A 13,934-nucleotide genomic window follows, 5' to 3' on the forward strand; every position below is an offset into this window, starting at 1 on the left:
CAGTGCCAGATCAAGCAGCAATCGCCGGCCGGCGGATCGCCAGCATGGTGCAGTCGTCATCCAGCACCGGCTGGCCGGTGAAGGTGCTGACCGACAGGCGCAGCAGGTCCAGCGCCTCCGGCAACGGCGGCGTATCCCACTGGGCCAGCAACGCCAGGCAGCGCTCCTCGGAGAATTCCACGCCGTCTTCGTTGGCCGCCTCGGTCACGCCGTCGGTGTAGCACAGCAGTGTGTCGCCAGGCGCCAGCACGGTTTCCATCGCGCCAAAAGCCAGGCCGGGGAACGCGCCGACCAGCACACCTTTCGGGATAGGCAACAGGCTGGCGACGCCGCCCGACAACAGCATCGGCGGGCAATGGCCGCCATTCGAATAGCGCAACACGCCGGTCCCGACATCGAGGAAACCGCAGAACAGTGTGACGAACAGATTGGTGTCGTTGCCGGCGCACAGGCGGTCATTCAGCGTGGCCAGCAATTGCTCCGGCTCGGTGATGCTCATCGCCAGCACGCGCAGCAGGCCGATCGCCCGTGCCATGAACAGCGCCGCCGCCACGCCGTGACCGGAAACGTCGCCGATGCAGATGAACAGCAAGTGATCGTCGATAAAAAACGCATCGAACAGGTCGCCGCCGACGTGCGACGCCGGCTCCATCAAACCGCAGGCATGCAGGTCGGTACGCTCCGGGAACAGCGGGCGCTGCAACGGCAGCATGCTGACTTGCAGCTGGCGCGCGATATCCAGTTCCTTGCGCAGATGTTGCAGCTCCAGCGACGCGCGCTGCGCCTTCAGGGCCGCCTCGTTGGAGCGGCGCATGCGCCCGGTCAGTGTGGTCATCAGGTTGCTGGCGACACCGGGCAAAGCCATCAGCTTTTGCCAGAACAGATCGCGCGACAGTTGCAGTATTTGCGACGGCTCGCGCGCCAGCACCAGCGCTGACACCGGCTCGCCGTCGATGGCCGACAGTTCGCCGATCAATTCGCCGGGCGAGACGATGATGCCGTCGGCGCCGCCCTGGCCGTCCAGATGGACTTCCAGCGCGCCGGACAGCAGGATGTAAACGCAGTGATTGATTTCTCCGGATTTCAGCAACGGCGCGCCGGCCGGCAAGTCCAGCACTTCGGCTTCGGCCAGTGCGGCATCGACCGCATCGGCGCTGGCCTGCTTGAACAGGCCGATCCAGTCCATGCCCTCGCGCCGGCGCTCGATCTGGCGCTGGTCGTGGCGGTGGCTGTCGACCATGTGATCGAGGCCGTGACGGCGTTCGCCACTCCGGCGGAACGGCCGCCGGGTAATGCCGGAGGTGCTCACGCGGCGCTCCAGCGCACGGTGATGTGCAGATGGTTGCGGCCGTCAATGTATTCGTATTCAAGCTGGTCAGCCTGGCTGCGCAGCATCAGCACGCCCAGACCGCCTGGCTCGGTGTCTTCCAGCGTCAGCGGGCGAGCCGCCACCACCGCCTGGGTCAGATCGTAAGGCGCGCCACCATCGTCCAGCGTCAGCGTGGCGCAGCCGTCACCCACTTGCAGGCGCAAGCGCACTTCGGCGTCGGCCGTCAGACCGCTGTGGTCGAGGACATTCGCCAGCGCCTCATGCAGGCACAAATCAAGCCGGGCGATTTCCTCGTCCGGCACCACGCGCGCGCCGGCTTCGGCGTGCAGCCAGGCGGTTGCGCGGCGCAACTCGGCCACTTGCGCGGCCAGCACCAGCGCAGCGGTATGGGCAAGCACGTTCAAGCCTGCGCTGCCTCTTCGGCCTTGGCCAGGTCGTTGAACATCGGGATCACGGCGTCGATGCCGGTGGTCGACAGCGTCTTCGCCACCGGACCGTTTTCACCGACGAACAGCACCATGCGCGAACCGCGCTGCTGCATCGCGCGCGCGTTGGCGACGATGGCGCGAATGCCGATCGACGCCAGGAAATCCACCGCGCTCAAGTCCACCACAGCCCGCTGCCTGGCCGATGCGGTCAGCGCGGTGAATTGCAGGGAGATAGCATCGGTGCCGGCGATGTCGAGACGGCCCGACAGGGAAACGCGGCGCAAGGTGTCATTGATGTCGGTGTACGCGATGGTCATGGATATCCTGAAAGTGACTGGAACGCGCACGCGGCGCGCAAGCGCCCCAGCATACGCCTCCATTATGACCATCTGATGACATGTCAATCGTGCGCAGCGACCCGGCACCAGAGGAAGGGACGCGGCTCCGTGCCGATCGCCGCCGGCTGCTTGCCGCCGCTGGCTTCGTCCAGAATCAGGCCATAGCGACGCATATTGCGGGGGATGGGCATAATGCTGGTGTTGGCAGGCAAAGGCGTTATTATAGTTCTAACCGCCAGACGGCTGGAGGAGACACGCGCATGACCGAACTGCAGGCATCGCTGAAAAGCGGCGGCAAGTTGTCGCTGAACTGGACTTATCTGAATGCGATTGCCAACGGCGTCTCGGCGATCGACCTGGGCGCGCTGGCACTGCGCAATCTGCACGATGCGCGGCAGTTCGCGCGCGAATACGGTTTCGACCTCGACCAGCCCGCCACGCCGGCGCTGCTGCGCCGCGCGCACCAGGAGGCGGTCGCGTTCATCCGCTGCACCTTCCTGACGCCGCAGCAGGCCGGACTGATCCCGCCCGAGGTGGCCGAGCCGGACGACTTGCTGCAATTACTGCTCTATGCGTCGCAACGCGGAAACCTGGTTGACGCCCGCCGCATGTGGGCCTGTGCAGTGCTGAAGGTGATGCACGGGATTTTCTACATCGACAACAACCTCAAGCTGCGGCATTTCCACGCGATCCGCGCCCAGGTGTTCGGCACGCTGGACGAAGTGATACGCCAGGACGGCGAACGCCATTTCCTGACCGACGGCGAAGTCTGCCTGCCGCTGCTGCATTACGACCGCAAGGACAACAAGGGCCGCAACAGCATCCTGCTCAAGCTGCTGCAAAAGGCGGCCTACCTGGCGGCCGACATCTTTGACCATCTCGGCGTGCGGCTGGTGTTTGCCACCCGCTGCGAATGTCTGCTGGCCCTGCGCACCTTGCAGCGCGCACACCTGCTGTCGGTCACCAATGTGGATGCCGAGCGTACCCGCAACACCCTGCTCGATCTGGACGCCGCCAAACAGATTTTTTGCAAGTACCGCGCGCAGCTGGAACACAGCAAGGACTATCCGCTGGACCTGCTGCGGCAGATGGACGCCGAGCTGGCCGACATCGCCCAGCCGCAGACGCGCTGCGACAATCCGCACAGTGGCAACGGCTTCAACAGCATGCAGGTGACGGTGCGCAAGATGATCCACGTGCAGCAGCTGGATGCGGCGCCTGAGCAGGACTACGATGTCGGCTTTTTCTTCGAGTACGAGATCCAGCTGATGGACGAGGCCAGCTACCAGCGCAGCCTGAGCGGGCCGGCCAGCCATGAGGCCTACAAGCAGCGCCAGGTCGATACCGCGCGCACGCGCGTGTTCGGCCGCGACCTGCTACGCTGGATCGCGCAGCAGCCGGCTGCCTGAGCCGGCCCCGCCGAACAGTGCGCCGCCGGGCTCGGCGATGCTTTACGCTTGCCCGCATGCGCACATTGATTTTCTTCACTGCGGCGCTGCTGCTGACAGCTGGCGCTGCGGCGCAGAACGCGCCCAGCGTCACGGTGGCGGCGACCCGCGATCCTGTCGATAAATCCTACCGCAAGATGCTGGCGGGCATGGATATCTTCGAGCGTCATCATGCGCTGGCGCCACACGCCAGCCTACGATTCCAGCTGTTGCCGCGCCTGCCCACTACGCAGCTGGATGGCATCACGCTGCGCGTCGCCGGCGATAGCGTTTCGCTGCCGGTAAAGGTCGCGCCCGACCACACGTTCACACTGGAACGCAACGCCCAGGCCGCCAGGGAAGACGCTGCCCTGATCGCCAGCCGCAAGACCAGCACCCTGACCTGGCGCGCGCAGGTACGCAGCCCGAACGTGCCGGAGGGCATGCGCCGGCTAGGCGATTTGCGGCTTGAATGCATGGTGGGTGTCGAAGCCGGCCTGCTGTCCAACAACGCGCAGATGTTCGCCTGGCTGGGCGAACTGTTCACCAGCCCGGCGCGCGTCTGCGGCCTGGCGGATGGCAACTACCTGTTCTTTGCCGATCGCCCTGTCTACGCGGTGACGCTGCGTGACGGCAAGCGCCGCGCCACGCTGCCCATGAGCGCGCTGTACGCCGGCGGTACGCAAACGCCCGCCACGCTGCCCTATTGCGACTGCCAGGTGCTGCTCGACCGCAGCTACTACGCGCCAATCTGGGACCGCAGCTGGTCCGACGACACCCTGCTGGCCTTCGACGATATGGACAGCCCGCCCGGCCCGGACGACAGCCCCGTCGCCGACGACTACCGCACCACGGCGCGAATGCAAGCGCGCCTCGGCCCGGCAAAAGTAGTAAGCTTCGACAGCGGCTACCAGATGTGGCGCTACACTTACCCTGCCAGCGGCGATGCGCCACCGGCCGAATTCACCATCCTGTTCGGTCCGGACGGCGTGGCGCGCAAGGCAAGACTACAGGAACCTGTGAAGACACCATGAACAACATTCCCCACTCCCTGCGGCTGGCAGCGGCCAGCCTGCTGATCCTCACCGCCTGCGCCGGCGCGCGCTCACCGGCGCCCGAAGCGGAAAGCCCGGTGGTCGCGCTGTGGCAGCAGATCAAATCCGCCAACGCCGACCTGCAATGCGACAACAGCAGCCAGTGCCACAGCATCGGCATCGGCGCCAAGGCCTGCGGCGGCCCGGAAAACTACCTCGCCTGGTCGAGCAAGAACAGCGATGGCGCACAACTCAAGGCACTGGTGGCGCAACACTCCGCCGCGCGCCGCGAGGACGACCAGCGCAAGGGCATGATGTCCACCTGCAGCGTGGTCAGCGATCCCGGCGCCAGCTGCCGCGCCGGCGTTTGCACACTGAACCCGCAGTCGGCCGTCAATCCCGGCCAGCCGACCAGCAAATAAAAAACCCGCGGCGTACTGCCCGCGGGTTCAGCACGAGATGCCAGAAATCAGAACGCCAGCGCTTCTTTCGTGCGGGCGTTCTGGAACAACGGCAGCGGATCGGTGGTGTCGACATCCACTACGGTCGTCCCCTGGCGCACGCCGCCCAGCAGGAAGTTGACCGCGCCGACGTAGCGCTTGCCTACCGGCAGGCCGGACCAGCTCAAGCCGACGCTGGCGGTGCCGCCCACGGTGGCCGAGCTAGGCAGGTTGACCTTGAAGTTGCCGCCGGTCGACGTCGGCTGCACCAGCCAGCTCGACAGCTTGTAGGTCGAGGCGCCACCCACTGGCGCATAGCCCACTACGCACACCTTGTACTCGCCGGCCGCTGGATTCAGCAGTTGCACCGACTCGTTCGACGTGGCGTTGCCGCTGCTGGCCACGATGGTGGTGCCGCGTGCGACAACCAGATCCAGGTCGTCACCGCCGTTGCCGGTGGTTTCGGCGTCATACAACGAGAAGCGCGCCGCGATGGTGCCGGCCGGAATGCTGACCGTGTGCACATTCACGCCAGCCGCACCGCCCGCCGCGCACTGCGCGTTGGCGGTCGACAGGTTGGTGCCCTGCACGACGGTGCGCGATTCCTGGCTTGCAGGGATCAGGCCGCCCTTGGCCGCGCTCATGGCGCCGGCAAAGCCGGTGCCCAGCGTGACGACCTTGCTGCCGGTGGTTGCTTCGCTATAGACGCCAGCTGGCGCCGCCAGCGCGCTGCCGCGCAGGGTCAACGGGCTGCGCACGGTGTGCACGCCATCGCTCCACACCAGCTTGCCATACACCCAGGTGTCGACCGGGGCATCAGTGCGGGTGACCTTGACCGTGAAGCTGGCCTTCTGGCCCGGCGCCAGCACCAGTTGCGACGGCGTCACCAGCACCGCGTAGCCTGGCATGGTGGCGCTGGCGTTGTAGGTCGCCGCGCTGGCGCCCACGTTGGTGACGGTGCGGGTGATCGTCGCCGAACCCAGTACGTTGCTGATGGTCAGCGACGCCAGGTTCAGGTTCTGCGCGGCAATCGCGCCGCCGTACGACACGCACTGTGCAGGCGTGTAGATCAGGCCCTGGCCGCACAGGAAGCGCGCGTACTCGACCGGTGCGATGTCATACACCAGCCCCGGATCGGCCGCCGAGGTCGGCGCGACGTGGCCGGCGCCCTGGCCCCATGGCAGCGTGCCGGTGTTTTTCGCCGTGGCGTCCCAGGCTACGCCGGTGGTCAGGCCATCGGTGAAGGTATCGAAGGCGGTGGTCATCAGCGCCGACTTGATGGCCGCCGGCGTCCAGTCCGGATGGCGCTGTTTCAGCAGCGCAGCGATGCCGGCCACATGCGGCGAGGCCATCGACGTGCCAGTCTTGAAGCCCCACTCCGCCACCGGCGATGCGCCGCTGACGGCCAGCGCATCGCGCTGCTCGCGGGTCAGGTCGGCCGTGATGGCGGCCAGGATGTCGGTGCCGGGCGCGGTCAGGTCCGGTTTCAGGATGCTGGCGTTGGCCACGTTCGGGCCGCGCGACGAGGAACCGTTCATGATCGGCGCCTTGACGGTCGGGTCGAAGGTAGCGTGCACATTGCCCAGCGCGCTGTTGGCCGAAGCCGGTGCGGCGGCGACGTAGTCCTTGACCTTCTTGCCCTCTTCCTTGGTGATGTGGACGGTCGACAGCACGTGGCCCTGGTTGATGATGGTGGCCGCGCCGCCTTCAACGTTGGCGATGATCACGCCCACCGCGCCGGCCGTCTTGGCGTTGGCGCTCTTGTTGACCAGCACGTTGTCGCCACGGTCGCAAACCAGCACCTTGCCGTTGACTTTGGCCGGGTCCAGCAACGCCGCCATGCCGTCGGTGCCACCGAAGCAACGCGCCAGCTGCACTGCATTCGCACCGGCAAGGCCGGCGTCCTTGGCCAGGATCAGCGGCGCCGCTGGCGTATTGGCGTTGCTCGACGCACCGGTGACGGTAACACCGTTGCCGAGAATGGCGTCGCCCACATAGATGCGGTCATGGGTCGAGTTGCCCACCGTGGTCAGCCAAGGGCTGATGTGCGATACCGGCGCTGGCGCGGTGGCTGTCGGTCCCGAGTTGCCTCCCGACGCCGCCACAAACACGCCAGCCGCCGCCGCGCCCAGGAAGGCTTGCTCGCCGGCTTCGCTGAAGCTGCCGCCACCGGCGTTAGGGCCGATCGAATAGTTGATGACATTGACGCCGTCCTTCACCGCCTGGTTGATGGCGGCCACGCTGCTCGCGGTCGAGCAACCATTCTTGCCGGTCGCGCCATCGGTCCAGCAGACCTTGTAGGCGGCGATGCGGGCACGCGGCGCGATGCCGGAGATCTTGCCCATATTGACGCCGTTGATGCTCACCGGCACGCCATTGTTGCCGCCGGCGGTGCTGGAGGTGTGGCTGCCATGGCCGCCCTCGCCTTCGGTGCCACCGACCGAGTCGCGCGCCGAGTTGAATTCGGTCCAGTGCAGCGCCTGGGTGGCCGGCTTGTAATAGCGTGCGCCGATCAGCTTGTTGTTGCAGTTGGCGACGCTGAAGCCTTCGCCGCTGTCGCAATTGCCTTTCCAGCTGGCCGGCGGCGCGCCATAGACCAGCTTCGAGCCGGTATGGCTTGGGTTGCCGGCGTCGTCCTCGCGGTCGGCGTAGCTGTTGTTTTCCGGCCAGATCCCGCCATCGACGATGCCGATGATGATGTCTTCACCCGAACTGCCCTTGCCGCCCAGCTGTTCCCACAGGCCGCCGGCCTTGTCCAGGCCGAGGAAGCTTGGCGTGTAGCTGGTGTCCAGTTGCAGGATGTTGTCGGCGGTGATGGCGGCGACACCGCTGTGCTTCTTCAGCGCGCGCACTTCATCGTCGGTCAGCAGCGCCGAAAATCCGTTGAACACGACATCGTATTTGTTGGTAATCTCGGCGCCGGTGACGGTGCTGATCACATCGTTCTGTTTGGTCTCAAGATAGCTGATGTAAGCCTGCACGTCGGCTGCGTCAACATTCAGGCGCTGGCCCTGTGCCGGCATGGTGGCGGCCAGGCCGGCGACCTGGCCGGTGTAGGTGGCGGCTGGCTTGTCGACCAGCTGCACGATGTAGGAACGGCGCGCTTCATCAGCGTGCACGGTGCTGGCCAGTGCCGACATCATCAGCAGCACGGCGGTGGAAATCGGGCGAAGTTTCATGTGTGTGTCCCCTGCTTAGACGTTGTTCTGTTTTTTTGCGCGACGGCGTGCGACCAGGCCGATCGCCGCCAGGCCCAGGCCCATCATGGCGTAGGTTTCCGGCTCCGGCACAGCGGCCAGCACCAGGTTGTCCAGCGTGAACTGGGCCTGGTTGCCGGCAGGGCTGATGCAAGCGGTGTCAGCAAACAGGCAGGAGCTGATGGTGACATTGCTGAACAGCGTGTTGCCGAACTGCGAATACAGGTTGGCGCTGACGAATGGCGAGCTGCCGCCAACCAGCGCAGGGAAATCGAAGGTCGCCTGCACGCTGCCGCCGCCGACGGTGGTGCCGGTCACGGTCAGCTGGCCATAGGAGTAGCCCGGCAAGCCGCCAACCGGCGCCAGGAAGGCGTAGTCCAGCGACGACAGGCGGAAGGACTGATGGTCTTCGCGCGACACTTTCAGGCCGCCGTCATTGACGCCCATGTAGAAGTAGCTGCTGTTGCCGCTTGGGCAGGATGCGATCTCGCACAGGAAAGGATCGAGGCCGTTGCCGATGCCGCCGGCAAAGCCGGTGCCGCCAGGCACGGCCGGCGTGTCGATCACTTCCAGCATGTAGCCGGCTTCGGTAAAGGTTTCAGTGCCATTGAAGGTCGTTGAGCCGATCGATTCAAAATTGATCGTGTCGGCCATGGCTGGCGCGGCGCTCATCAGCGCCAGCGCGCCAACTGCGGCGAATTGCATCAAATGTTTCATTTAGCTGCCTTGTGGTGAAGGGATGGAGCCATGGCCGGCCGGGTCGATTTGCCCGAATCAGCCTGTTTGCACTTTTTTTAAAAAGTAACAATCAATATACGCAACAACCCGTTACACAAGTAACGAAACAGTAACATTTATTATTTATTTATCTTTCATAGAAACTAAATAAAATATTGCTATCACTATGAAATTGAGGTCATCATCGTGTCACAAATTTGTGCTGCAATGAACTTATTTTCGTTGTAATCGCGCAAATTTTGTATAAAAAAAGCCAGCCGCAAGGGCTGGCTTGTCGTGCGCAAAGAAAGCGCCAATGATTATTTCGTCATTGCTTTCTTGATGGCAACGCAGCGCTCATCTTCCTGTTTTGTTACCAACAGGGAACGACGAGTGCCGGTCGACAAATTCGGCAATTTAACAATTGCCGCGTCCAGGCGCGCCACACTGGCTGGCGTGCAAGCGGCCGGGATGTGGGTAGCCGCGTAGGCGCGCATGTAGACCGGGCCGGCGGCCTGATCGACCTCACCCAGCGTCGCCAGGCGTTGCGGCGCACTTTGCTCGTTCAGCGCGCCCTGCTCCGGCGGAAATATGCTGCCCATGGCGGTGCGTACTTTCGAGAACGGCAGCGTGGTCTTCAGGTCGGCGATGGTGGCGGCCCACTCGGCCTTCACCTTGGCGTCCGGACGGCTGACGGCGGCGGCGATTGCCGCTTGCTGGCCGCTGTCCGACTTGTCGCGTTGCTGCTCGGCTGCCAGCAGCGCATCGCTGCCCGGATAGGCGTAGCGGTTCAGGCGCTTGATGATGTCCCAGCGCACATCCTGGCTGACATTCAGGCCCGGCACCACCAGCTTGCCGTCGAGGATGGCGGCCAGCTGCTTCAGCGCGGCCGGGCTGCTGGCGACGTTGATGTAGGTGGAGAACCAGCGGCGCTGGAAGTTCTTGTCGGTGGCGGCCTTGGTGGCGTTAAACGACATCTGCTCCAGTTGCGCGGTGACCTTGGTGTTGTAGGCCGACGGTCCCATCAGGTTCAGATACGCCACCGATGCCTGCAGCTTCTCGACGACATCGCCCAGCAGCGTGTAGTCCTTCTCGGCCGGCGCGTTGGCCAGTGCGGTCGTCAGGAACGCGTTGAGCGGCAGCTGGGCCGAGCGCACGCCATCCCACAAGCTCTGCCATAACATCGAGCGCAGCAGCGGATCTTCCACCTTGCTCAGGCTGGATTGCGCGGTGGCGAAGGATTTCTTGTCCAGCTGCACCTGCACAAAGCCCCAGTCCTGATAGTTCGGATAGACCAGTGCCGGGCAAGCGGCGCCCTTCAGCTCAGGCACGGCGGTCGCCGCGCCCTGATAGGTGACAGCGACGTTCTTGCTCAGCGTCAGCCCTTGCGCGCCCAGCTGGAACAGGCCTACTTGCACGCGCTGTTCGCGCAGCGTCGGCAGTTCCTTGCCTGGTGCGCTCTGGCGCAAGGTGAACGAACTGATCTTGCCGCCAGCGCAGCTGTAATCGGCGGCAATGGTGTTGACGCCTGCTTCGTACAGCCACTCTTTGGTCCAGCCGCTCAGGTCGCGGTTGGCCGCTTCGCCCAGGCTGCCGATGAAATTGTCCAGCGTGGCGTTCTGGTACTGGTACTTGACCAGGTAGTTGTGCACGCCTTTGCGGAACACTTCCTCGCCCAGCAGGTGACGCAGCTGTTTCAGCGTCGATGCGCCTTTCGAGTAGGTGATGGCGTCGATGTTGTCGAAGGCATTGGCGGTCGACGGCACCGGCGTTTCGATCGCGTGCGTGGTCACGCGCTGATCCTGCGTGTAGGCGGCCTGCTTGCCGCCCGAGTAGAAGCTCTGCCAGGCGTTGCTGAACTCGGTCGCTTCAGCGGTCGCCAGCGTGCCCATGAAGGACGCGAAGCTTTCGTTCAGCCACAGGCCGTTCCACCACTTCATCGTGACCAGGTCGCCAAACCACTGGTGCGCCATCTCGTGCATGATGACGCTGGCCAGCGATTGCTTCTGCGCAGCGGTCATTTCTTCCTTGTGCAGGAAGCGGCCTTCGGCAAAGGTGATGGCGGCGGCGTTTTCCATGGCGCCGTACAGGAAGTCCGGCACCAGCAGCTGGTCGTACTTCTCGAACTGGTAAGGGATGCCGAAGTAGTTATCGAAGAAGCCCAGGCCCTGCCTGGTGTACTTGAACCAGTCCTGCGGCGATACCTGCGCAGCCACCGACTGGCGCGCGAACAGGCGCATCGGGTACTTGCCGCTGTTGTCTTCCCAGACCTTGTACGGGCCGGCGTGCATCGAGAAGTTGTACGGGCTCAGTTTCTTCGAGCGCGGGAAGGTCCACTTCTTGCCGCCGTCGACATCCTGCACGCCGCTTTCGCGCATGGTGGACGAGACGACCCAGTCGGCCGGCGTGGTGACGGTGACCTGGTAGGTGCCCTTCAGGTCAGGCTGGTCGAACACCGGGAACATCTGGTGCGCGGCGGCTGGCTCGAAGTGCGAGTAGGTATAGACGCGGCCATCCACCGGATCGACCATGCGGTGCAGGCCTTCGCCGTTGGTGCTGTGCAGGCGGCTGTAGGCGATGGTGACGGTGTTGCGGCCGGCCTTCAGGTCCGACGCGGCCAGCGTGATAAACCACTGATTGTATTGCGGCGTGACGGTTTTGCCGTTGACGGTGAGGCTGGCAATGGTGGCCTTGTCCAGGTCGATGGTCAGCGCCTGCGAGGCGTCGTTCAGATCGAAGCTTAGCGTGGTGGTGCCGCTGAAGGTTTCCTTGCCGGTCAGGGCAAATTCCAGTGTGTAGTCGACATTGCTGACGCGCGCCGAACGGGCGGCGGCATCGGCTTGCGACAGGAAGGCGTTGTCGGCGCGCGGCGCTGGCGCTGAGTCAGCAGCGTGCGCGACGCCGCCAAAGGCCAGCGCAACCGCGCCGGCGATCAGATACTTCTTCATTGTGTAGTCCCTTTATTTTTTCTTGGTGTAGGTATCGAGCCAATCGATCACGGTGTGATGCCACAACACCGAGTTGGCCGGCTTCAGCACCCAGTGGTTCTCATCCGGGAAGAACAGGAACTTGCTCGGAATACCCTGGCGCTGCAGCGCGGTAAAGGTGCCCAATCCCTGTGCAGTCGGAATGCGGAAGTCCAGGTCGCCCTGCACCACCAGCATCGGCGTCTTCCAGTTCTTCACGGTCAGCGCCGGATTGAATTTCTCGTGCAGTTGCGGCACGTCGTAATAGGTGCCGCCGCTTTCCCACTCGGTGAACCACAGCTCCTCGGTCGAGTAAGCCATGCCGCGCGTATCGAACACGCCATCGTGATTGACGATGCACTTGAAGCCGTCGGACCAGTTACCTTGAATCCAGTTCATCATATAGCCGCCATACGACGCGCCGAGCGCGCAGCTGTTCTCACGGTCCAGCCATGGGAATTTCTGCACTGCCGCCGCCAGGCCTTTTTGCAGGTCTTCCAGCGGCTTGCCGCCCCAGTCGCCGCTGATCGAGTCGGTGAACTTCTGGCCGTAGCCGGTCGAACCGTGGAAGTCGATGAACACGGTCGCATAGCCGGCGCCCGCATAGGTCTGCGGATTCCAGCGATAGCTCCACGAATTGCCGAAGCTGCCTTGCGGGCCGCCGTGCACCAGGAAGGCCACCGGATACTTCTGGCCAGGTTGCGCGTTCCACGGCTTCATCACGTGGCCGTAGACGGTGTCGCCATTGGCGCCGGTGAAGGAAAACTGCTCGTACTCGCCGAACTTGACGTCGGCCAGCGCGGCTTCATTCAGTTTGGTCAGCTGCTCGGCCTTCTCGCCCGACGTGCCCAGCTTGAATTTGTACAGCTGCGCGCCGGACGACAGATTGGCTTGCGACATGACCACGGTGTCCTTGACCACATCGAAGCCGGCCACATAGCCTTTGCCGGTCAGCGCGGCGACCTTGCCGCTGGCGGCGTCGATCGAGAACAGGCGGTGCTGGCCGATATCGTCTGCGGTGGCCAGGATGGTTTTGCTGTCCGGCGTCCAGCGGAAGTCGGCGATCGAACGGTCCCAGCTATCGGCCACGGTGCGCTTCTTGCCGCTGGCGACATCGATCAGCACCAGGTGGAAGCGGTCGGCTTCAAAGGTCGGCTTGTCCATGGCCACGTAGGCCAGCGTCTTGCCGTCCGGCGAATAGGTCGCCTTGGTGTCCCAGGCCTTGTTGTCGGCGGTTAGGTTCTTCGGCTCGCCGCCGGTGGCTGGCACGGTGTAGACATCGAAGTTGGTCGACCAGGCTTCGGTGCGGCCGGCGATACGGATCGAGAAGGCGACGGTCTTGCCGTCCGGGCTGAAGCGGTATTCGCCATTGTCACCGAACGGCTTGGACGGCGCGTCGCCATCCAGCGAGCCGCTCAGGCTGACCGGCTGCGTGCTGACCTTGCCGCTGGCGTCGATTGGCGCCGAGTACAGCACATTGTTGCGGCCATCGGCCCAGGTGTCCCAATGACGCACGAACAGCTTGTCGTAGACCTTGCCGCTGGCTTTTTCCTTGGCCTTGTCGTCGAGGCGCTGCTTGCTGCACGCCAGGTCGGCGCAATCGCGGTACACGGCCATGCTGAACAGCAGACGGTCGCCCTGTGGCGACAGGCGGAAGCTGTCCACGTCCAGCGGCAGGTCGGTGACCTTGGCCGCTTCACCGCCGGCCAGCGGCAAGCGCCACACCTGCGACGAGCCGGAGCGGCCGGACAGGAAGTAGATCGCGTCGCCCTTCGGCGACCATTCCGGATCGGTGCTGCTGGCGGCGGCCTGGGTCAGGCGCAACGGCGCGGCTTTCGGATTGCGCAGGTCCAGCAGGTACAGCTGGGTGTTGCCACGGTTCTTGTCCAGGTCGGTGGTGCGCACCGTATAGACCACGCGGCTGGCGTCCGGCGACAGCACCGGATTACCGACACGTTCCATCTTGACCAGGTCTTCTACAGTAAAACCGCGCGGTGCGGCCGTGGCGCTGGCCGCGATAGCGGTACCCAGCAGCAGCAAGGGGAATCTCATTCGAT

General features: G+C 64.3%; 11 protein-coding genes. 3 read left to right on the plus strand and 8 right to left on the minus strand.

Annotation, left to right across the window (positions count from 1 at the left end; all coding sequences use genetic code 11):
• Positions 1-10: 10 nt before the first annotated feature.
• From BLS51_RS23395 to BLS51_RS30475, 4 genes are all read right to left on the minus strand, one after another.
• Positions 11-1,309, minus strand: coding sequence for a PP2C family protein-serine/threonine phosphatase (locus BLS51_RS23395; protein WP_090189983.1), 1,299 nt, complete (start codon positions 1,307-1,309; stop codon positions 11-13).
• Positions 1,306-1,728 carry an ATP-binding protein gene (locus tag BLS51_RS23400; protein WP_175472667.1) on the minus strand — a complete coding sequence of 141 codons (423 nt, stop codon included), beginning with the start codon at positions 1,726-1,728 and terminating at the stop codon, positions 1,306-1,308. Before BLS51_RS23400 ends, BLS51_RS23395 begins: the two co-directional genes overlap by 4 nt.
• Before the next feature lie 2 nt (positions 1,729-1,730).
• Complete coding sequence (locus BLS51_RS23405) at positions 1,731-2,075, minus strand: STAS domain-containing protein (RefSeq protein WP_090189988.1); 345 nt, start codon at positions 2,073-2,075, stop codon at positions 1,731-1,733.
• 83 nt (positions 2,076-2,158) lie between these two features.
• A complete protein-coding gene (locus BLS51_RS30475; RefSeq protein ID WP_255369074.1) occupies positions 2,159-2,287 on the minus strand; it encodes a hypothetical protein in 129 nt (42 codons plus the stop codon).
• Between the two features lie 69 nt (positions 2,288-2,356).
• Between BLS51_RS30475 and BLS51_RS23410 the strand changes: the two genes are divergently transcribed.
• The 3 genes from BLS51_RS23410 to BLS51_RS23420 are packed head-to-tail and all read left to right on the plus strand — an operon-like array spanning position 2,357 to position 4,979.
• A complete protein-coding gene (locus BLS51_RS23410) occupies positions 2,357-3,505 on the plus strand; it encodes a TIGR04552 family protein (RefSeq protein ID WP_090189990.1) in 1,149 nt (382 codons plus the stop codon).
• A gap of 56 nt (positions 3,506-3,561) precedes the next feature.
• A complete protein-coding gene (locus BLS51_RS23415) occupies positions 3,562-4,557 on the plus strand; it encodes a hypothetical protein (RefSeq protein ID WP_090189991.1) in 996 nt (331 codons plus the stop codon).
• Entirely contained in the window at positions 4,554-4,979 is a 426-nt protein-coding gene (locus tag BLS51_RS23420) for a hypothetical protein (protein ID WP_090189993.1), read from the plus strand. The genes BLS51_RS23415 and BLS51_RS23420 overlap by 4 nt, the downstream gene beginning before the upstream one ends.
• A gap of 47 nt (positions 4,980-5,026) precedes the next feature.
• Here BLS51_RS23420 and BLS51_RS23425 read toward each other — a convergent pair whose 3' ends face one another.
• From BLS51_RS23425 to BLS51_RS23440, 4 genes are all read right to left on the minus strand, one after another.
• Positions 5,027-8,176, minus strand: a complete 3,150-nt coding sequence (locus tag BLS51_RS23425; RefSeq protein WP_090189994.1) for a S8 family serine peptidase — start codon at positions 8,174-8,176, stop codon at positions 5,027-5,029.
• A gap of 15 nt (positions 8,177-8,191) precedes the next feature.
• Positions 8,192-8,899 carry an NF038120 family PEP-CTERM protein gene (locus BLS51_RS23430; RefSeq protein WP_217636487.1) on the minus strand — a complete coding sequence of 236 codons (708 nt, stop codon included), beginning with the start codon at positions 8,897-8,899 and terminating at the stop codon, positions 8,192-8,194.
• A gap of 332 nt (positions 8,900-9,231) precedes the next feature.
• A complete protein-coding gene (gene pepN / locus BLS51_RS23435) occupies positions 9,232-11,859 on the minus strand; it encodes an aminopeptidase N (RefSeq protein ID WP_090189996.1) in 2,628 nt (875 codons plus the stop codon).
• A gap of 12 nt (positions 11,860-11,871) precedes the next feature.
• Positions 11,872-13,929 carry a S9 family peptidase gene (locus tag BLS51_RS23440; protein WP_090190000.1) on the minus strand — a complete coding sequence of 686 codons (2,058 nt, stop codon included), beginning with the start codon at positions 13,927-13,929 and terminating at the stop codon, positions 11,872-11,874.
• Positions 13,930-13,934 lie beyond the last annotated feature (5 nt).

Source organism: Duganella sp. OV510 (genome assembly GCF_900100205.1).
Taxonomy (GTDB): Bacteria; Pseudomonadota; Gammaproteobacteria; order Burkholderiales; family Burkholderiaceae_D; genus Rugamonas.